This is a genomic window from Pseudomonas sp. Mb7 (assembly GCF_054790525.1).
In genome coordinates, this window is record NZ_CP186501.1 from 4,484,970 (window position 1) to 4,506,071 (window position 21,102).

The following is a 21,102-nucleotide window of genomic DNA, read 5'->3' on the forward strand; positions in this document are numbered from 1 at the left end:
CTGGGGTGAGGGGAAGCACCACCACAAATTCAAAGCCGACCACGCCCCGCTCTTCACCACTCAATAGGCCGAGTGTCAGCTCGCCTGCTCTTGATCTTGATCCACGGGCGACGTCGGAAGGCTGAGTGGAGGGATTGATCCGGGCGTGGGAGCGCAGCGACCGTTTGGCGCAGCCAAACACAGCGAGAGGAGGTGCAGCGAAGCAAACCGTAGGCGCTGCGCCCGGATCGATCCCGGAGCGAAGGAACCCCGAGCCCCAGCGAGCGGGCCGTACGTAGGAGCAAGCGTTTTTTGCTTACTTTTTTAGGCGCTTGTAAAAAAGTGAGTCGCCGTAAGGGCGAAACCCTAAGCCGCCGTTACCGCAGCAACGGATCCACCGCAAAGAAAACTGACAGCGCCGACAGCTAGCCGTCACCCTCCTGACCCCCAAACAAGTTTATAAAGACCCTAACCCTGCCCAAACTCCGTCCGGCGCCCACCCCGCATGCGAATCCAAAAGAACAAAGCCCTGCTCGCCACCCTATTGATCGTCCTCGCAGGCGCAGGTCTGTGGTACACCCTGAAACCCGCCCCCACCAAACTCGCCACCCCCACCGCCATCCCGGTGCGAGTCATAGCGGTCAGCGAAAAAGACGTCCCCCGCTACACCAGCGGCATCGGTTCCGTACTCTCATTACACAGCGTCGTAGTGCGCCCCCAGATCGACGGCATCCTCACCAAAATCCTCGTCAAAGAAGGCCAACTCGTCAAAGCAGGCGACCTGCTGGCCACCATCGACGACCGCTCCATTCGCGCCAGCCTCGACCAGGCCCGGGCCCAACTGGGCGAAAGCCAGGCGCAACTGCAAGTCGCCCTGGTCAACCTCAAACGCTACAAACTGCTCACCATCGACGACGGCATCTCGAAACAGACCTACGACCAGCAACAAGCCCTGGTCAACCAATTGAAAGCCACCGCCCAAGGCAACCAAGCCTCAATCGACGCCGCCCAAGTTCAGCTGTCCTACACGCAAATCCGCTCCCCCGTCACCGGCCGCGTCGGTATTCGCACCGTCGACGAAGGCAACTTCCTGCGCCTGACCGACACCGCCGGCCTGTTCACCGTCACCCAGATCGACCCGATCGCCGTCGAATTCTCCCTGCCCCAGCAAATGCTGCCGACCCTGCAAGGTTTGATCAACGACCCGCAACGCGCGCAAGTCAAGGCCTACATCGGCGCCGACACGGACGGCGAAACCGGCAACCTGCTCGGCGAAGGTCACCTGACCCTCATCGACAACCAGATCAACGCCAACACCGGCACCATCCGCGCCAAGGCCGAATTCGACAACGCCAGCCAGAAGCTCTGGCCTGGCCTGCTGGTCACGGTAAAAATTCAGACAGCCCTCGACAAAGATGCGCTGGTCGTCCCGCCCACCGTCGTACAACGCGGCCTCGACCAACACTTCGTTTACCGGGTGAATGGCGACAAGGTCGAAGCGGTGCAGGTGCAAATGGTTTACCAGGGCAGCGGCCAGGACATCATCAAAGGCGTGAAGGCCGGTGACGTGCTGGTCACCGACGGCCAGTCGCGGCTTAAACCCGGTTCGACCGTGCAAGTCATGAGCGAGCCGCCGCAAGTGGTGCAGGCGGAGCCGAAGCCATGAAGGCGCATAAAGGTGTTTCGACGTGGTGCATCGATCACCCGGTCGCCACAATCCTGCTGACCATCGCTTTGGTGCTGGTCGGTTTGATTGCCTTCCCGCGCTTGCCAATCGCCCCACTGCCGGAAGCGGAATTTCCTACGATTCAGGTTTCCGCGCAGTTGCCCGGCGCCAGCCCCGACACCATGGCCTCATCCGTGGCCACGCCGCTTGAGGTGCAATTCAGCGCCATCCCCGGCATGACCCAGATGACCTCCAGCAGTGCCTTGGGCTCCAGCCTTTTGACCCTGCAATTCACCCTCGATAAAAGCATCGACACTGCTGCTCAGGAAGTCCAAGCGGCGATCAACACCGCCGCCGGTAAACTGCCCAAGGACATGCCGACCCTGCCGACCTGGAAGAAGGTCAACCCGGCCGACAGCCCGGTGCTGATCCTCAGCGTCAGCTCGACACAAATGCCCGGCACCGAACTCAGCGACCTGGTGGAAACCCTGCTCTCGCGTCAGATCAGTCAGATCGACGGCGTGGGACAAATCAACATCACCGGTCAGCAACGTCCGGCGATTCGCGTACAAGCCTCGGCGGACAAACTCGCGGCGATCGGCCTGACCCTCGCCGACATCCGACTGGCGATTCAGCAAACCAGCCTCAACCTGGCCAAAGGGGCGCTGTACGGCGAATCAAGCATCTCGACGTTGTCGACCAACGACCAGTTGTTCCACCCCGAGGACTACAGCCAACTCATCGTTTCCTACAAGGATGGCGCCCCGGTTCACCTGCGTGATGTCGCCAAAGTGGTCAACGGTTCGGAAGATGCCTATGTGCAAGCCTGGGCCGGAGATCAACCTGGCGTGAACCTGGTGATCTCGCGCCAGCCCGGCGCCAACATCGTCGAAACCGTTGACCGCATTCAAGCCGCCCTGCCGGGCCTCGAAGCGATGCTGCCGGCTTCGGTGCAAGTGAAAACCCTGATCGACCGCACCCAGACCATTCGTGCCTCGCTGCATGAAGTCGAGATCACGCTGTTGATCGCGATCATGCTGGTGGTCGCGGTGATGGCGCTGTTCCTGCGTCAGTTGTCGGCGACCCTGATTGTCTCGGCGGTTCTGGGTGTTTCGCTGATCGCCAGTTTCGCTTTGATGTACCTCCTCGGTTTCAGCCTGAACAACCTGACGCTGGTGGCGATCGTCGTCGCGGTCGGCTTCGTCGTCGACGACGCGATTGTCGTGGTGGAAAACATCCACCGGCATCTGGAGGCCGGCGACGACATGCGCGAGGCCGCGATCAAGGGTGCGGGCGAGATCGGCTTCACCGTGGTCTCGATCAGTTTCTCGCTGGTGGCGGCGTTTATTCCGCTGCTGTTCATGGGCGGTGTGGTCGGGCGCCTGTTCAAGGAATTCGCCCTGACCGCGACCTCGACCATCATGATTTCCGTGGTGGTGTCGCTGACCCTGGCGCCGACGCTGGCGGCGTTGTTCATGCGCAAACCGGTGCACCACGCCCACGCCAAACCGGGCTTCAGCGAACGTCTGCTCGGCTGGTACGAGAAAGGTCTGCGCCGTGCCCTCGCCCATCAGAAATTGATGATCGGCGTGTTCGGTTTATCGCTGGCGCTGGCCATCGGCGGTTACATCTTTATCCCCAAAGGTTTCTTCCCGGTGCAGGACACCGGTTTCGTCCTCGGCACCACTGAAGCGGCTGCGGATATTTCCTACGGCGACATGGTGAAAAAACACCTGGCGATGGCCGAAATCGTCGCCGCCGATCCGGCCGTGCAGGCGTTTTCCCACTCGGTGGGTGTCTCCGGCAGCAACCAGACCATCGCCAACGGCCGTTTCTGGATCGCCCTGAAAAAACGCGGCGACCGTGACGTCAGCGCCAGCCAGTTCATCGACCGCATCCGTCCGCAACTGATGAAAGTCCCCGGCATCGTCCTCTATCTGCGCGCCGGCCAAGACATCAACCTCAGCTCCGGCCCGAGCCGCGCGCAGTATCAATACGTACTCAAGAGCAACGACGGCGCGACCCTCGCGACATGGACGCAACGCCTGACGGAAAAACTGCGCAGCAACCCGGCGTTCCGCGATATTTCCAACGACCTGCAACTGGGCGGCAGCATCACTCACATCAGCATCGACCGCAGCGCCGCCGCCCGTTTCGGCCTGACCGCCAGCGATGTCGACGAGGCGCTGTACGATGCCTTCGGGCAACGGCAGATCAATGAATTCCAGACTCAGGTCAACCAGTACAACGTGATTCTGGAACTGGACACCAAGCAACGCGGCAAGGCCGAAAGCCTCAACTATTTCTACCTGCGTTCGCCGCTGAGTGGCGAGATGGTGCCGCTGTCGGCGCTGGCCAAGTTCGATGCGCCGACCATTGGCCCGTTGTCGATTGCCCACGACGGCATGTTCCCGGCCGCCAACTTGTCGTTCAACCTGGCGCCCGGCGTTGCGCTGGGTGATGCGGTGATTCTGCTCAATCAGGCCAAGGCCGAGATCGGCATGCCGACGACGATCAGCGGCAATTTCCAGGGCGCGGCGCAGGCGTTCCAGAGTTCGCTGGCCAGTCAGCCGTGGCTGATTCTTGCGGCGCTGGTGGCGGTGTACATCATTCTCGGTGTGCTTTATGAAAGCTTCGTGCACCCGCTGACGATTATTTCGACGCTGCCGGCGGCAGGTTTGGGTGCGGTGATCATGCTGTGGATCTGCGGCCAGGACTTTTCGATCATGGCCTTGATCGGCCTGGTGTTGCTGATCGGTATCGTCAAGAAGAACGGCATCCTGATGATCGACTTTGCGCTCGAAGCGCAGCGCCACCGAGGCCTGTCACCGCAGGATGCGATTTTCGAAGCATGCATCACGCGGTTCCGGCCGATCATCATGACCACCCTCGCCGCCCTGCTCGGCGCGCTGCCGCTGATGCTCGGCTACGGCACTGGCGCCGAACTGCGTCAGCCGCTGGGGATCGCGGTGGTCGGCGGTTTGCTGGTCAGCCAGATGCTGACGTTGTTTACCACTCCGGTCATATACTTGTGGCTTGAGCGGCTGTTCCACAGGCCCAAACCTGCGCCCGTAGCGGCGCTGGCGACCACAGACTGAGGCGGGTCATGCGCGTTCTGATTATCGAAGACGAGGAAAAAACCGCGGACTATCTGCACCGCGGTCTGACGGAACAGGGTTACACCGTGGACCTGGCCCGCGACGGCGTCGAGGGTCTGCATCTGGCGCTGGAAAGCGACTACGCGGTGATCGTCCTCGACGTCATGTTGCCGGGCCTCGATGGCTTCGGCGTGCTGCGCGCGTTGCGTGCGCGCAAGCAAACCCCGGTGATCATGCTCACCGCCCGTGAGCGCGTCGAAGACCGCATCAAAGGCCTGCGCGACGGCGCCGACGATTACCTCGGCAAACCGTTTTCCTTCCTTGAACTGGTCGCGCGCCTGCAAGCGCTGACCCGCCGCAGCGGCGGCCATGAACCGGTGCAGGTGAGCATCGCCGACCTGTGGATAGATTTGATCAGCCGCAAGGCGACTCGCGCCGGCACCCGACTGGATCTGACCGCCAAGGAGTTTTCGTTGTTGAGCGTCCTCGCCCGTCGCCAAGGTGAAATCCTTTCGAAAACCGCCATCGCCGAAATGGTCTGGGACATCAATTTCGACAGCGATGCCAACGTCGTCGAAGTCGCGATCAAACGCCTGCGTGCCAAGCTCGACGGGCCGTTCGACGAGAAACTGCTGCACACCATTCGTGGCATGGGTTATGTGCTGGAGAGCCGTGGTGTCCAGTAATTCCATCGCGCTGCGCCTCAGCGGTATGTTCACGCTGGTGGCGCTGCTGGTGTTTCTGTTGATCGGCGGCGCGTTGTATCAACAGGTTGATAAAGGCCTCGGGCTGCTGCCGGAAGCCGAACTGGATGCGCGTTACAGCGTGCTCGAATCGGCGCTCAATCGCTTCGGCACCCCCGAGCATTGGGTGAAGATCAACGCCAAGTTGAAATTGCTTGGCGAAGAGGACAAACGCATTCGGTTCTGGGTGGTGAGTGGCGATCCGGGTTATGAATACGGTCAGCCGGATGCGGCGATTCGTGCCTTCGCCCAAGGCCCGCTGGGCATGCATGACTTGCAGTTGCCCGGCCAGCCTTATCCACTGAAAGTGCTGCTGACCGAGTTGCCGGCCAAGGATCAGCGTCCGCCGCTACGGTTCATGATCGGCATCGATACCGAGACCTTTCATGAGACTCAGCACAACTTGCTGATTGCCTTGATCGGGCTGGCGATTGTCGGTGTGCTGATGGCTTCGGCGCTGGGCTATTGGGTCGCGCGGATTGGTCTCAAACCGCTGATCAAACTGTCCCATGAAGCTCAACGACTGGCGCCTCCGCTACGGGCCGGGCGCTTGCGTCTGTCGCCGCTGCCACCGGAACTTGAGCAGTTTGTCGACTCCTTCAACTCGACGCTGGAACGGGTTGAACAGGCCTACTCGCGGCTGGAATCGTTCAACGCCGATGTCGCTCATGAGCTGCGTTCGCCGCTGACCAATCTGATTGGCCAGACTCAGGTGGCGCTGACCCGTGGGCGTTCTGCCGAACATTATTTCGAAGTGCTGCAATCGAACCTGGAAGAGTTGGAACGGCTGCGTTCGATAATCAACGACATGTTGTTTCTGGCCAGTGCCGATCAGGGTAACAAGGCGACCAAACTGACCTCGACGTCGCTGGCGGATGAGGTGGCGACGACGCTGGAGTATCTGGATTTCATTCTTGAAGATGCGCAAGTTGAAGTGCACGTCAGCGGCGATGCGCTGGTGCAGATCGAGGTCGCGCATTTGCGCCGGGCGTTGATCAATCTGTTGAGTAATGCGGTGCAGCACACCGGCGCGGGTCAGGTCATCGAGGTGCGGATTGAGGTTGAAGCGCATCAGGTGAGTATCGGCGTGGCCAACCCCGGCTCGCCGATTGCCAGCGAGCATTTGCCGCGCTTGTTCGAGCGCTTTTATCGGGTGGATGCCTCGCGCAGCAACAGTGGCAATAACCATGGCTTGGGGCTGGCGATCGTCAAGGCGATTGCGCTGATGCATGGCGGCGATGTGTTTGTGCGCAGTGATCGGGGGATGAATACCTTCGGGATTTATTTGCCGGTCTGAAAAGCCCCTCACCCTAACCCTCCCGAAACGTCGGACCGCCCGGAGGGAGAGGGGACTGACCGAGTTGTTCTCTCGAGTTACACCGACCTGAAATATCCAGTCGAACTCAGGCTTTGAAAAGCCCCCAATCTGCTCCCTTCCCCCTCGCCCCCTTGGGGGAGAGGGTTGGGGTGAGGGGGTTGCTCTTGGCTACACCGCGAACTTCGACTTTTACCTCCTGCGCAACAGTCATTTATGAAAATCACGCTGTTTCCCAACGCCCGGCGACCTTATCTTTGCCCGCACCAAACAGCACTCGCCAAGCGAGAAGGTTTTCAAGATGTCCAACAGTATGGGTATTGCCAGCGCTTTCGTTTTGTCCTCATTGATCCTGTCGCCGATGGCGATGGCTGAAGAATCGCAGTCGTTCGTAGCGCAAAATATCGCTCGCGCTCAGGCCTTCGATCAGCATCAGGCCGAAGTGATGGCCAAGGCTCAGGACGCCTCGCAAGCCCCGCAGGCTGCCACTTCCCAGACTCAAGCAAGCGAGACAGACAGCTGAGTCGCGCTCCGCGCCAACGTTTCCCTCGACGCGGTTGTTTGGCTCTTCCCGTTCAACCGTCGTCATTCCAGGCCGCTGCCTTTCAGCGGCCTTTTTTCGTTGTGGTCTGAAAGCCGTTTGGTTCGTCTGTAACAACAAGAAACATCAAGCCCTCAAGCCATTGAAGGGCCAGTTGACCCAAGGAGCTCCATCGCACGTGCGTTACCCAGTTCGCTGCACCCCGCTGTTCTTTGCAATTGCCGCAACGATTGCCCCTGCCGCTCACGCTGACGAGCCTGCCAAAGATGGCTTTGTCGAGGGTTCGAGCCTCAACCTCAACGCCCGCAACTACTACATGAATCGCAACCGCTTGCAGAAAGCGGACGACAACATCGAGTGGGGCCAGGGCTTTCTCGGGGTCTTCAAGTCGGGCTACACCGAAGGTACGGTCGGTTTCGGCATTGATGCCCACGCCATGCTCGGGTTGAAGCTCGATGGCGGTGGCGGCACCGACGGCTCGAGCATCCTGCCGGTCAGAGAGAATGGCGGCAAAGCGCCGGGGGCGTTCTCCACGGCGGGCGGCACGTTGAAAATGCGCGCGTTCGATACCGAGTTGAAGGCCGGTGATCTGTTCCTCACCAACCCGGTGATTGCCGGCGGTGAAACGCGCATGCTGCCGCAGACTTTTCGTGGTGTGAGCCTGACCAACCACAGCTTCGATGGCTGGTTGATCGAAGGCGGCCAGGCGAGTTTCAACAAGCCTTACAACCAGAGTGGCCACACGCGCATCGGCACTTCCTACGGCACTCTTGCCGACGGTGATGAGAGCCAGCACCTGAACTGGGCCGGCGTGGCGTGGAGCGGTGTCGAAGGCCTGACCAGCAGCCTTTATGCCTCTGAGTTGAAGGACATCTGGAACCAGTATTACTACGACCTCGACTACACCTGGCAGTTGAACGATCTAGTCAGCCTCAACCCGGGCTTGCACTTCTATCACACGCAAGACACCGGTGATGCGCTGCTGGGCAACATCGACAACAACACCTACAGCCTGCATTTCACCGTTGGCGTCGGTAATCACAGCGTTACCGCCGCGTATCAGCGGGTCAACGGCAACACGCCGTTCGACTACATCAGCCAAGGCGACAGCGTTTACCTCGACAACTCCCAGCAATACTCCGACTTCAACGGCCCGAACGAACGCTCGTGGAAGCTCAAGTACGCCTATGACTTCGCCGGTGTCGGCGTGCCGGGGCTGACCACGGCGGTGTCGTATTCGCGCGGCAAGGTGGACCTGACCAAGGTCGACCCCGACAGCAAAGGCTATTCCAACTGGTACAGCGCCGATGGCCGCAACGCCAAGCATTGGGAACGCGATCTCGACTTGAAGTACGTGGTGCAGAGCGGTCAGGCCAAGGATCTGGCGCTCCACCTGCAATGGGCGACCAACCGTGGCGGCAACGGCTACGGCGTGATTGATTCGGATACAGATGAATACCGCGTGATCATCGACTACCCGATCAACGTCTTCTAAGATCGGCGCCATAACACCGTCTTGAATTCAGTGATGCACCCTGTGGGAGCGAGCCTGCTCCCACATTGGAAATGGTTTCTGGCTTCGGCTGTGGTTTTTGGCCTACTACGCTTATAAGACTTCTCCCCAACCGACAGCCCAATCATGATCGCGAGCCGTACCCCACCCGTTGCGGGCAAGACCGGACGCCCCGAGTTGCTGCTGATCTGCGGCAGTTCGCTGACCGTGATCGCGATTCTGTGCATCGTCACGTTCCTGCTGATCCGCGAGCACGCCAACGCTCAGGAGTCGGCTACCCGCAGTGCCACCACCATCGCGCAACTGATCGACGCCGATGTCCTGCGCACCGTCGAGTTGTACGACTTGACCCTGCAAGGCCTGATCGCCGCCGCCCAGCGCGACGACCTGCAAGATGTCTCACCGCAGATCCGCCATCTGGCGCTGTTCGACCGCTCGACCACCGCGCGCTTCAAGGGCGACATACTGCTCCTCGACAAGCACGGAGATGTGATTGCCGACTCCTCACGGATCGAGCCAAAACCGGGCAACTTTGCCGACCGCGAATACTTCCTTGCCCACGCTTTCAATCACGACGTCGGCATGTTCATCAGCCGCCCGTTCAAGACCCGTTGCGACTGTGAGGAGGCCAATCAGTGGCGAATCAGCTTCAGTCGACGGATTTCCTCGCAAACCGGCGAGTTCGCCGGGGTAGCCGTGGCGTCGATGAAACTCGATTACTTCGATCAGTTGTTCAACAGCCTCGACATTGGCAAAGACAGCACGTTGAACATCATCAACAACGACGGCGTCCTGCTGGCGCAGAAGCCGTATCTGCAAAGCGATTCCATCGGCAAGAGCTACGGCAACCGACCGAATGTCGTGCGTATTCTGGGAGACAAGGATGGCAATGGCAGTTTTACCAGCACCTCGAGCATGGACCATCAACAACGCCTCTATACCTATTCGCGGGTCGGCAATCTGCCACTGACGGTGATGGTCGCGCTGTCCAGCGATGAAGTATTTGGCACCTGGCGGCGCACCGCGATGCTGATCAGTGGTGCCACGGGCGTGTTGTGTATGGGTTTGCTGTGGCTGACCTGGCTGTTGGCCCGCGAGTTGCGCCTGCGCCAACGGGCCGAGCGCGAGTTGGCCCAACTGGCCGCTACCGATGCGCTGACGGGCGTGGCCAATCGGCGGATGCTCGATCAGGCACTACGCCATGAGTGGTTCCGCGCCCAGCGCTCGGGCAAACCGATGTCGGTGATGATGATCGATGCCGATCACTTCAAGGCTTTCAATGATCGACATGGGCATCAGGCCGGCGACCTGGCGCTGAAGACGCTGGCCAGGGTCATCACGGAAAACGTGCGGCGACCGACGGATCTGGTGGCGCGCTACGGAGGTGAAGAGTTTTCGGTGATTCTCGCCGAGACCGATGGCCATGGCGCACAGCAGATAGCCGAGCATATTCGTCAGGGGGTGGAGCAGTTGCCGTTGGTCGACGGGGCCGAGCGGCCGATGACCGTGAGTATCGGCATTGCGAGCTGGACGGCGGCGAGTGAGATGACGCTGGAGCAGTTGTTGTTTGCGGCGGACAAGGCGCTTTATCAGGCCAAGGAAAGTGGGCGTAACCGCGTCGTCAGCTATTAAGATCAAAAGATCGCAGCCTTCGGCAGCTCCTACATGAGAATGCGATCACCCTGTAGGAGCTGCCGAAGGCTGCGATCTTTTGATTTTAAAAGGGCATAAAAAAAGGCCATCCGAGGATGGCCTTCAAAAAACTAGAGAGGTTTTTTACTTACACCGCCGCAACCGGGCGCATGTAAGAGATTGGTGCGGTGCTGGCGTCTTCGAACGTCACCACTTCCCAAGCGTCTGTCTGCTCAATCAACTTGCGCAGCAGCTGGTTGTTCAGTGCGTGGCCGGACTTGAAGCCCTTGAACTCACCAATCAGGCTGTTACCCAGCAGATACAGGTCGCCAATGGCATCGAGGATCTTGTGCTTCACGAATTCGTCTTCATAGCGAAGGCCGTCTTCGTTCAGTACGCCATCGGCATCGACCACGATTGCGTTTTCAACGCTGCCGCCGAGTGCGAGGTTGTGCTTGCGCAGGTACTCGATATCACTCATGAAACCAAAGGTACGGGCGCGGCTGACTTCTTTTACGAACGAAGTGCTGGAAAAATCCACGCTTGCACTTTGGGTGCGGTCCCGGAATACCGGGTGATCGAAATCGATCTCGAAGCTCACCTTGAACCCTTCGAAAGGGACGAAAGTGGCGCGCTTGTCGCCGTCTTCCACTGTCACTTCACGCAGGATGCGGATGAATTTCTTGGCGGCGTCCTGTTCTTCCAGGCCTGCCGATTGAATCAGGAATACGAAGGGTCCAGCGCTGCCATCCATGATCGGGACTTCGGACGCGGAGAGCTCGACGTAGGCGTTATCGATGCCCAGGCCAGCCATGGCCGAGAGCAAGTGCTCTACCGTGTCCACTTTCACGTCGCCGTTAATCAGCGTCGTCGACATAGTGGTTTCACCGACGTTTTCCGCGCGGGCAGGAATCTGCACCACAGGGTCGAGGTCAGCGCGACAAAACACAATGCCAGTGTCGACAGGCGCAGGCTTGAGGGTCAGATAGACCTTCTCACCGGAGTGCAGGCCTACACCTGTGGCACGGATAATATTTTTCAGTGTGCGTTGTTTAATCATGGCTTGGGCCGCTTCAGCGCAAATTGCGAACTGGTATCAACAAAGGCTGGCGATGATAGCAGACCATGCCTTTGCTGAACACCAATCACCTTCATAGCCCTGATACATTCCATCAATCGGCCTGACGACGCAGGAATGCCGGGATGTCCAGGTAGTCCAGATCATCTTGCGGATTCATCTTCGCGGCAGCCGCAGCACCGGCCTGAGCTTGGTTGCGCATGACGGTCGGACGATCCAGATCACGGTAGTTGACCGCTGGCGCTTCCTGACGGGCCGCAGCCGGTTGTTGTACCTGGGCAGAAGCCATGGAGGTGTGAACGGTGTTGTCGATGACCTTCACAGGCTTCTCGATTTTCGCGCCCAGACCAGTGGCAACCACAGTCACGTGCAGTTCGTCGCGCATGTCCGGATCGATAACGGTACCGACCTTGACCATCGCGTGTTCGGAAGCGAAGGCTTCGATGATGCTACCCACGTCGGAGTACTCACCCAGGGACAGGTCAGGACCGGCGGTGATGTTCACCAGGATGCCGCGTGCGCCTTGCAGGTTCACGTCTTCCAGCAGCGGGTTGCGGATCGCCGCTTCGGTGGCTTCACGTGCACGGTTCGGACCGCTGGCGCAGCCAGTGCCCATCATCGCCATGCCCATTTCGCTCATCACGGTACGTACGTCGGCGAAGTCGACGTTGATCATACCCGGACGCTTGATGATGTCGGAGATACCGCGAACGGCACCGGCCAGTACATCGTCAGCCTTGGCGAAAGCCGACAGCAGGCTGGCGTCTTTACCGAGGATGGTCAGCAGCTTCTCGTTAGGAATGGTGATCAACGAGTCAACGCTTTCCGAGAGCATGCGGATGCCTTCATCGGCGATCTGCATACGCTTGCGGCCTTCGAACGGGAACGGACGCGTTACGACAGCAACGGTCAGAATGCCCATTTCCTTGGCCACTTCGGCGATGATCGGCGCAGCACCGGTACCGGTACCGCCGCCCATGCCAGTGGTGATGAACACCATGTTGGTGCCCTGCAGGACTTCGGCAATGCGCTCACGGTCTTCGAGAGCGGCCTGACGACCTACTTCAGGGTTGGCGCCAGCGCCCAGACCTTTGGTCACGCCGGTACCCAGTTGCAGAATGGTACGCGCACCGATGTTTTTCAGCGCTTGAGCATCAGTGTTGGCGCAGATGAATTCAACGCCTTCGATGTTGCTCTTGACCATGTGATTGACAGCGTTGCCGCCGCCACCGCCAACACCGATAACTTTGATTACCGGGCTTGCGGGGATGTTGTCTACGAGTTCGAACATTTTCCCTCTCCTTACATTCTCTAGTTTTTTCGCCTACTGCTTTTTTGTTGCGGTGTTGCGGTAAAGCTTTAGAAGTTGCCTTGAACCCACTTCTTCAATCGGTCCAGCAACGGTGCCTGTGGCTCTTCGTTGCTGTAGCTGTCGCGGCTGCCGATGCCGGAGAACGAAACCCCGTCGGACTGCTTTTGCAGGCCGTACATCAACAAACCAACGCCAGTGGAATAAATCGGGTTGCGCACCACATCATCCAGGCCCTTCACGCCATGCGGCACGCCGAGGCGCACCGGCATGTGGAAGATTTCTTCGGCCAGTTCAGTGGCGCCTTCCATCTTCGAAGTACCGCCGGTGAGGACGATGCCCGCCGGGATCAGGTCTTCGTAGCCGCTGCGACGCAGCTCGGCCTGAATCAGCGTGAACAGTTCGTCGTAACGCGGCTCGACCACTTCGGCCAGGGCCTGACGCGACAGTTCGCGTGGTGGACGGTCGCCAACGCTCGGCACCTTGATGGTTTCACCGGCACCGGCCAGCTTGGCCAGGGCGCAGGCGTAGCGGATCTTGATTTCTTCGGCGTACTGGGTCGGGGTGCGCAACGCCATGGCGATGTCGTTGGTCACCTGATCACCGGCAATCGGGATCACTGCGGTGTGGCGGATCGCGCCTTCGGTGAAGATCGCGATGTCAGTGGTGCCGCCGCCGATGTCGACCAGGCACACGCCCAGTTCTTTCTCGTCGTCGGTCAGTACCGAGTAGGCCGAGGCCAGTTGCTCAAGAATGATGTCGTCGATTTCCAGACCGCAGCGACGCACGCATTTTTCAATGTTCTGGGCGGCGTTGACGGCGCAGGTGACCACGTGAACCTTGGCTTCCAGACGTACGCCGGACATGCCCAGTGGTTCGCGAACGCCTTCCTGGTTATCGATCACGTAATCCTGCGGCAGGGTGTGCAGCACGCGCTGGTCTGCCGGAATCGCCACAGCCTGAGCAGCGTCGAGCACGCGCTCAAGGTCGGCCGAGCTGACTTCACGATCGCGGATCGCGACGATGCCGTGGGAGTTCAGGCTGCGGATGTGATTGCCCGCCACACCGACGAACGCCGAGTGAATGCGGCAGCCCGCCATCAGTTGGGCTTCTTCGATCGCGCGCTGGATCGATTGCACGGTGGACTCGATGTTGACCACCACGCCCTTCTTCAGGCCACGGGACGGATGGGTACCGATCCCGACGATTTCCAGCGAGCCGTCGTCGGAGACCTCGCCGACCAGCGCCACCACCTTGGAGGTGCCGATATCGAGACCGACGATCATTTTGCCGCTTTGCACGTTTGCCATGGGTCCTGCCTCTTCTTAATTCTTCGCGACAGCGGGTTGGGCTGTCGTCGGCGCTACTGGTTCCCGCCAGCCAACAGCGAGGCCGTTGGCGTAGCGCAGATCGATGCGCGCAATGTTCGTAATCTGGTCTTTAAGCGTCTTGTCATAGATGGCGATAAAACGGCGCATCTTTTCCACCAGGTTGCCGCGTCCCAGCAGCAACTCGATGCCGGGGCCAGAACTGCCGGCACCGGTGGTCAGGAACCAACTCCCGCGTTCACGCAGTTCCAGGCGTGCAATCGAAAAGCCCAACGGCCGCAGCATCTGGCTCAGCACCTGATACTGCTGCATCACTTGCTGCTGAGCCCGTTGTGGGCCGAACAGCTGTGGCAGATGTTCGTAGTTCGCCAGTTCCTTGGGCGTAAACGCCTGGCCCTGGTTGTTCAGCAATGACTCATCCCCCCAACGCGCCACCGGCAGCTGCTCTTCGAGGCGGATCACCACCTGGTCCGGCCACACCCGACGTACTTCGGCGTGGGCAATCCACGGCATCTGCTCAAGCTCGGTGCGCATACCGGCCAGGTCGATGGTGAAGAAGCTCGACGCCACGTACGGGGCGATCCGCTGCTGCACCGCTTGCTGGCTGATGTAGCTCAGGTCGCCTTGCACGGCGATCTTGGTGATCGGCCGGTCGGCGTACGGCAGCAAACGCGTTGCACCTTCGTAAGTACCAAAGCCCAGCACCACCAGCAGCACTGGCCAGAACAGACTTTTCAGAAAGCCGAAATTGGCTTTCGGCAGGCGCGCGGACATCGGCTCTTTCGCCACCATTCGGCTGGCACCCCGTGGCACCGGCTTGCGGCCGGGTGCGGGAGGCTGATGTCGGAGCTGAGCGCCTTGCATCGTCTTAACCTCGAGCGTCTTCAACACTGGCGGCCAGAATGGCCAGAACCAGCTGCTGGAAATCCAGGCCAGCCGCACGGGCCGCCATCGGTACCAGACTGTGATCGGTCATGCCCGGTGCGGTGTTCACTTCCAGGAACCAGAACTGCCCGTCGGCGTCCTGCATCACGTCCGCCCTGCCCCAACCGGCAATACCCAGCGCCTCACAGGCCTTGGCCGTGAGATCCATGAGTTCCTGTTCCTTGGCGGCATCCAGCCCGCACGGAATGCGGTACTGGGTATCGTTGGCGATGTACTTGGCGTCGTAGTCGTAGAACGTGTGCGGTGTACCCAGGGCAATCGGAGGCAACACCTGGTCACGCAGGGTGGCGATGGTGAACTCCGGACCTTGAATCCATTGCTCAACCAAGACTTGCGAATCGTAGGTACTGGCCGCTTTCCATGCGTCGATCAACTCGGACGCAGAACTCACTTTGGCCATCCCAATACTTGAACCTTCATGCGCCGGTTTGACGATCAAAGGGAAGCCCAGTTCCGTCGCCGCCGAAATACAATCGGCTTCGCTGCACAGCACGGCGTGACGCGGCGTCGGAATCCCGAGGCTGTGCCAGACCTGCTTGGTGCGCAGTTTGTCCATCGCCAGTGCCGAAGCGAGAATGCCGCTGCCGGTGTACGGAATGCCCGCCACTTCGAGCAGGCCCTGCATGGAGCCGTCTTCACCGCCACGGCCGTGAAGAATGATGAACGCGCGGTCGATCTTTTCGCTGAGCAGCCGTTGCAGAATGTCTTCGCCAACGTCGATGCCGAACGCGTCCACGCCAGCGCTTTGCAGCGCGTCGAGTACGGCGTTACCGGATTTCAGCGACACCTCACGCTCGGCACTCAGGCCACCGAAGAGCACGGCGACACGGCCGAAGTCTTTCGGCGCGATAGTGGAAAACAGCTTGGCGTAGGCAGCAGTCATTTCAACTTCCCCTCGACCGGCGCCGCCACGGCGCCAGCGAACAATTCACTTTTCAACAGCTTCGGCGCGAGACCGCCGATATCACCGGCGCCCTGGCACAGCAGGATGTCGCCGGCACGCAGCAGCGGCTTGACCAGCGGCGCCAGATCGACGCCACGCTCGATGTAGATCGGGTCGAGCTGACCGCGCTGACGGATGCTGTTGCACAGCTTGCGGCTGTCGGCGCCCGGGATCGGCTCTTCGCCGGCCGGATAGACTTCCATCAGCAGCAGCACGTTGGCGTCGGCCAGTACATTGACGAAATCGTCGTACAGGTCACGGGTGCGGCTATAACGGTGCGGCTGGTAAACCATCACCAGACGGCGCTCCGGCCAGCCACCGCGCACGGCTTTGATCACTGCGGCGACTTCGGTCGGGTGGTGACCGTAATCGTCGACCAGCATCACGTTGCCCCCGTCCACTGGCAGTTCGCCGTAAACCTGGAAGCGTCGACCAACGCCCTGGAAGCCCGACAGGCCCTGGACGATGGCTTCATCGCTGACGCCTTCGTCGGTGGCAATACAGATGGTTGCCAGCGAGTTGAGTACGTTGTGGTTGCCGGGCATGTTCACCGACACGTCCAGCGGCTCGCGATCCGGGCGCAGCACGGTGAAGAAGGTCTGCATGCCTTGCTGGCGAATATTGATCGCGCGCACGTCAGCGTCTTCACTGAAGCCGTAAGTCACGGTCGGACGTTTCACCAGCGGCAGGATTTCACGCACCACCGGATCGTCCAGGCACATGACCGCCAAACCGTAGAACGGCAGGTTGTGCAGGAACTCGACGAAGGTTTTCTTCAGCTTGTTGAAGTCACCGTCGTAGGTCGCCATGTGGTCGGCGTCGATGTTGGTAACCACGGCCACCAGCGGTTGCAGGTGCAGAAAACTCGCATCGCTTTCATCGGCTTCGGCGATCAGGTACCGGCTGGTGCCGAGCTGGGCATTGGTGCCCGCCGCATTCAGACGACCACCGATAACGAACGTCGGGTCCAGGCCTCCGGCCGCGAACACCGAAGCGATCAGGCTGGTGGTGGTGGTTTTGCCGTGGGTACCGGCGACGGCGATGCCGTGGCGATAGCGCATCAGCTCGGCGAGCATTTCTGCACGCGGCACCACCGGGATACGACGCTCAAGCGCGTTCGCCACTTCCGGGTTCGAGGTATTTACAGCGCTCGACACCACCAGCACATCGGCGGTCGCGGCATTCTCGGCACGGTGGCCGATGAAAATCTGCGCGCCGAACGATTCCAGACGCTCGGTCACCGGCGAAGCTTTCAGGTCGGAACCGGACACTTGGTAGCCCAGGTTCAACAACACTTCGGCGATGCCGCACATGCCCACGCCGCCGATGCCGACGAAGTGGATGCGACGGATGCGGCGCATTTCCGGTTGTGGCATGGCTTTCTGATTCTCAACCATGTGCCACCTCCAGACAGGTATCGACCACGCTACGGGTGGCATCGGGTTTCGCCAGACGGCGGGCCGCTTGGGCCATATCTTCGAGTCGTTGCGGTTGCATCAAGACCTCTGTCAGGCGCGCGGCAAGGTCCGCGGCACCAGTCGTTCTTTGTGGCATCAGGAAGGCAGCGCCTTCACGGGCCAAATAATCGGCGTTGCGGGTCTGGTGATCGTCGATCGCGTGGGGCAAAGGCACCAGCATCGAGGGCAGACCGGCGGCAGCCAGCTCACTGATGGTCAACGCGCCTGCGCGGCACACCACCAGGTCAGCCCAGCCATAGGCCTGGGCCATGTCTTTGATGAACGGCTGCACCTGCGCATCCACGCCGGCGGCGCGGTAGCGCTCTGCAGTCACTTCATCGTGGTTTTTGCCGGCCTGATGAAACACTTCCGGGCGCAAATCGGCAGCGACTTGGGCCAGGGCTTCAGGCAGCAATTTGTTCAACGGTTCTGCGCCCAGGCTTCCGCCAAGGATCAGCAAACGCGCTTTGCGGCCGGCCAGAGCAGGTCGCGATGTTTCGAGGAACAGCTCGCTGCGCACCGGGTTTCCGGTGGTACGGCGGGTGTCCGACAGAGTAAAGGTGTCGGGGAACGCTTCACACACCCGGGCGGCGAACGGCACCAGCAACCGATTGGCGGTGCCGGCCACAGCGTTCTGCTCGTGAACGATCACCGGCACACCGGCCAGTTTCGCGGCAAGACCACCCGGGCCAGTCACATAACCACCGAAGCCGACCACACACACCGGCTTCAAGCGACGAATGATTGCCCGCGCCTGCCATACCGATTTCAGCAGCATGAACGGCGCCTTGAGCAGCGACAGCTTGCCCTTGCCGCGCAGGCCGGTGGCGTTGATGCGGTGCAGTTCAAGACCTGCCGCGGGCACCAGTTCGTTTTCAATTCCGCGTGGCGTGCCGAGCCAGTGCACGGTGTAGCCGCGCGCCTGAAACTCGCGAGCACAGGCCAGCGCCGGGAACACGTGGCCGCCGGTTCCGCCGGCCATGATCAATACGTTAGCGCCCATGATTCGGCTCCTCGGCGAAGTCGCTCTCATGGAATTCCATCTCTTCACTGCCCAGGTGGGTTCGACTCTCCCACTCAATCCTCAATAACAAACCGAGGCAGGCACAGCAGATCACCAACGAGCTGCCGCCATAACTGAGGAACGGCAAGGTCAGACCTTTGGTTGGCAGCAGGCCGACGTTCACTCCGATGTTGATCAGGAACTGACCAATCCACAGGAACGACAGGCCGTAGGCCACATAAGCGGCAAAGAACTGCTTGGCTTTCTCGGCCCACAAGCCGATGTACATGCCGCGAATACACACGAACACGAACAGCGCCACGGTGCACAGCGAACCCACCGCGCCGAGTTCTTCAGCCAATACCGAGAACACGAAGTCGGTGTGCGCTTCCGGCAGGTAGAACTGCTTCTGCACGCTGTTGCCCAGGCCCACACCCAGCCATTCGCCACGACCGAACGCGATCAGCGCTTGGGACAATTGGTAGCCGGCGCCGAACTGGTCGGCCCACGGGTCAGCGAAGTTGGTCAGACGCGCCATACGATACGGCTGCATTTGAATCAGCAAGACCACCGCTCCGACCGCCAACACCACCATCAGCGAGAAACGGAACAGTCCGACCCCGCCGAGAAACAGCATCGCCGCCGCAGCGCCCATCATCACCACGGTGGCGCCGAAGTCTGGCTCCATCAGCAGCAGGCCGGCCATCGGCAGCAGCACGATGAACGGCTTGAAGAAGCCCATCCAGCTCTCGCGCACTTCCTTCTGACGCCGCACCAGATAACCGGCGAGGTAGATCACCACGAATACTTTGGCGATTTCCGACGGCTGCACGTTGAAGAAGCTGAAACCGATCCAGCGCATCGAACCGTTCACTTCGCGACCGATGCCGGGAATGATCACCATCACCAGCAAGCCGAACGCACCGATCAGCATCAACCAGCCGAGGCGTTGCCAGGTGGCGATCGGAATCATCATGGTGACGATGCAGGCGCCCAGGCCCAGCACCACATAAATAAGGTGGCGAATCATGTAATACAGCGGACTGCCCGACTGCGCGGCTGCCACCTCAGTGGACGCCGAAGCGATCATGATCAAACCGAGACCGAGCAAAGCCAGGCAACCGGCGAGCATCGGAAAATCGAGGTCGATACCGCGCCCGGTAATAATCGGCGACGGGTACGGCTTGATGATATTGAACAGACTCATGCCAGTTCCTCCACAGCGCGGACGAACTGGTGACCACGGTCTTCATAGTTCTTGAACATGTCGAAACTGGCGCAGGCCGGCGACAGCAGCACCACGTCACCCGGTTGGGCGGCGGCGCGGCATTGCGCGACGGCGTCAACCAGCGAGGTCGCGCGAATCAGTGGCACGGCATCACCGATGGCTTCACCGATCTTGTCGGAGTCGCGGCCCATCAGGATCACGGCACGGCAGTTGACCGCTACCGGATCACGCAGATCGTTGAATTCGGCACCCTTGCCATCGCCACCGGCGATCAGGATGACCTTGCCGTCGATATCCGCGCCCAAGCCTTCGATGGCGGCCAGAGCGGCGCCGACGTTGGTGGCTTTCGAATCGTTGTAATACGCCACGCCGTCGAGATCACGCACCCACTGGCAACGGTGTTCGAGACCGGCGAAGTTGCGCAGCGCCGAGAGCATGGCCTCGAACGGCAAGCCCACGGCATGACCGAGCGCCAGCGCCGCGAGGACGTTGGACTGGTTGTGTGCGCCGCGAATTTTCAGCTCACGCACCGGCATCAGGTTCTGGAATTCGAAGGCCAGATACTTCTCGCCATCTTCTTCGCGGATACCGAATGCCTTGAAATCCGGTTTGGTCAGGCCGAAGGTCCAGCATGGCTGACCCTCGCCCATCAACGGACGGCTCAGCGCATCCTGGCGATTGACCACGAACTGCTTCGCGCCACGGAAGATCCGGTGCTTGGCCAGGTGGTACGCCGGCAGACCGCTGTAGCGATCCATGTGGTCTTCGCTGATGTTCAGCACGGTGGCCACTTCGGCATTGAGCTGGTCGGTGGTTTCCAGCTGGAAGCTCGACAGTTCCATGACGTACAGCTCGACGTCGTCGCTGAGCAGGTCCAGCGCCGGGGTGCCGAGGTTGCCACCGACGGCGACGCGTTTGCCGGCCGCAGCCGCCATCTCGCCGACCAGGGTGGTGACGGTGCTTTTCGCGTTGGAACCGCTGATGGCCACGATCGGCGCCCGCGCGTTACGCGCGAACAGCTCGATGTCGCCGGACAGTTTCACGCCACGGGCCGCAGCGGCTTGCAGGGCCGGGGTCGCCAGCGCCAGGCCGGGGCTCACGTAGAGCTCGTCGGCACGGCAGAGGAATTCGACGTCCAGCTCGCCACAACGCACTTCCACGTGCGGATAGTCACGCTTGAGCGTGGCCAGTTCCGGTGGATTTTCCCGCGTGTCCGCCACGGCAAACGACGTGCCCCGGTTCGCCAGGAAGCGAACCAGGGACATGCCGCTCTTGCCGAGGCCGACAACGATGCGGAAGTGGTCAGAAGCGATCAGAGACACTC

General features: G+C 60.5%; 16 protein-coding genes. 7 read left to right on the forward strand and 9 right to left on the reverse strand.

Annotated elements, in window-relative coordinates; translation table 11 throughout:
- The first annotated feature begins 484 nt into the window (after positions 1-484).
- The 7 genes from ACOYXH_RS20125 to ACOYXH_RS20155 all read left to right on the forward strand — a co-directional run bounded on the left by ACOYXH_RS20125 (position 485) and on the right by ACOYXH_RS20155 (position 10,487).
- Positions 485-1,645, forward strand: coding sequence for an efflux RND transporter periplasmic adaptor subunit (locus ACOYXH_RS20125; protein WP_460065954.1), 1,161 nt, complete (start codon positions 485-487; stop codon positions 1,643-1,645).
- The gene (locus tag ACOYXH_RS20130; RefSeq protein ID WP_460409910.1) at positions 1,642-4,743 is read left to right on the forward strand and encodes a multidrug efflux RND transporter permease subunit; all 3,102 of its coding nucleotides are present in this window, start codon (positions 1,642-1,644) and stop codon (positions 4,741-4,743) included. Before ACOYXH_RS20125 ends, ACOYXH_RS20130 begins: the two co-directional genes overlap by 4 nt.
- 8 nt (positions 4,744-4,751) lie before the next feature.
- Entirely contained in the window at positions 4,752-5,429 is a 678-nt protein-coding gene (locus ACOYXH_RS20135) for a heavy metal response regulator transcription factor (protein WP_007916978.1), read from the forward strand.
- Entirely contained in the window at positions 5,419-6,783 is a 1,365-nt protein-coding gene (locus ACOYXH_RS20140) for a heavy metal sensor histidine kinase (protein WP_460409911.1), read from the forward strand. The genes ACOYXH_RS20135 and ACOYXH_RS20140 overlap by 11 nt, the downstream gene beginning before the upstream one ends.
- A 319-nt stretch (positions 6,784-7,102) precedes the next feature.
- A complete protein-coding gene (locus ACOYXH_RS20145; protein ID WP_095125944.1) occupies positions 7,103-7,324 on the forward strand; it encodes a hypothetical protein in 222 nt (73 codons plus the stop codon).
- Positions 7,325-7,520: 196 nt separating this feature from the next.
- A complete protein-coding gene (locus tag ACOYXH_RS20150) occupies positions 7,521-8,837 on the forward strand; it encodes an OprD family porin (RefSeq protein WP_095125945.1) in 1,317 nt (438 codons plus the stop codon).
- Positions 8,838-8,981: 144 nt separating this feature from the next.
- On the forward strand, positions 8,982-10,487 hold the full coding sequence (locus ACOYXH_RS20155) for a sensor domain-containing diguanylate cyclase (protein ID WP_095125773.1): 1,506 nt from the start codon (positions 8,982-8,984) through the stop codon (positions 10,485-10,487).
- Positions 10,488-10,635: 148 nt separating this feature from the next.
- Here the strand turns inward: ACOYXH_RS20155 and lpxC are convergent, their stop codons facing one another.
- The 9 genes from lpxC to murD all read right to left on the reverse strand — a co-directional run bounded on the left by lpxC (position 10,636) and on the right by murD (position 21,100).
- Positions 10,636-11,547, reverse strand: a complete 912-nt coding sequence (lpxC, locus tag ACOYXH_RS20160; RefSeq protein WP_007916984.1) for a UDP-3-O-acyl-N-acetylglucosamine deacetylase — start codon at positions 11,545-11,547, stop codon at positions 10,636-10,638.
- A 112-nt stretch (positions 11,548-11,659) separates the two neighbouring features.
- Positions 11,660-12,856, reverse strand: a complete 1,197-nt coding sequence (gene ftsZ / locus ACOYXH_RS20165) for a cell division protein FtsZ (protein ID WP_007916986.1) — start codon at positions 12,854-12,856, stop codon at positions 11,660-11,662.
- 68 nt (positions 12,857-12,924) lie between these two features.
- On the reverse strand, positions 12,925-14,184 hold the full coding sequence (gene ftsA, locus ACOYXH_RS20170) for a cell division protein FtsA (protein ID WP_007916987.1): 1,260 nt from the start codon (positions 14,182-14,184) through the stop codon (positions 12,925-12,927).
- Between the two features lie 15 nt (positions 14,185-14,199).
- On the reverse strand, positions 14,200-15,066 hold the full coding sequence (locus ACOYXH_RS20175) for a cell division protein FtsQ/DivIB (RefSeq protein WP_053123632.1): 867 nt from the start codon (positions 15,064-15,066) through the stop codon (positions 14,200-14,202).
- Positions 15,067-15,070: 4 nt separating this feature from the next.
- On the reverse strand, positions 15,071-16,030 hold the full coding sequence (locus tag ACOYXH_RS20180; RefSeq protein WP_093430684.1) for a D-alanine--D-alanine ligase: 960 nt from the start codon (positions 16,028-16,030) through the stop codon (positions 15,071-15,073).
- The gene (gene murC, locus ACOYXH_RS20185; RefSeq protein WP_460409912.1) at positions 16,027-17,487 is read right to left on the reverse strand and encodes a UDP-N-acetylmuramate--L-alanine ligase; all 1,461 of its coding nucleotides are present in this window, start codon (positions 17,485-17,487) and stop codon (positions 16,027-16,029) included. Before murC ends, ACOYXH_RS20180 begins: the two co-directional genes overlap by 4 nt.
- The gene (gene murG, locus ACOYXH_RS20190; protein WP_460409913.1) at positions 17,480-18,550 is read right to left on the reverse strand and encodes an undecaprenyldiphospho-muramoylpentapeptide beta-N-acetylglucosaminyltransferase; all 1,071 of its coding nucleotides are present in this window, start codon (positions 18,548-18,550) and stop codon (positions 17,480-17,482) included. The genes murC and murG overlap by 8 nt, the downstream gene beginning before the upstream one ends.
- A complete protein-coding gene (gene ftsW / locus ACOYXH_RS20195) occupies positions 18,540-19,757 on the reverse strand; it encodes a putative lipid II flippase FtsW (protein ID WP_016987575.1) in 1,218 nt (405 codons plus the stop codon). The genes murG and ftsW overlap by 11 nt, the downstream gene beginning before the upstream one ends.
- Positions 19,754-21,100: a UDP-N-acetylmuramoyl-L-alanine--D-glutamate ligase gene (gene murD, locus ACOYXH_RS20200; RefSeq protein ID WP_460411489.1), complete on the reverse strand. Its 1,347-nt coding sequence runs from the start codon at positions 21,098-21,100 to the stop codon at positions 19,754-19,756. The genes ftsW and murD overlap by 4 nt, the downstream gene beginning before the upstream one ends.
- Between the last annotated feature and the right edge of the window lie 2 nt (positions 21,101-21,102).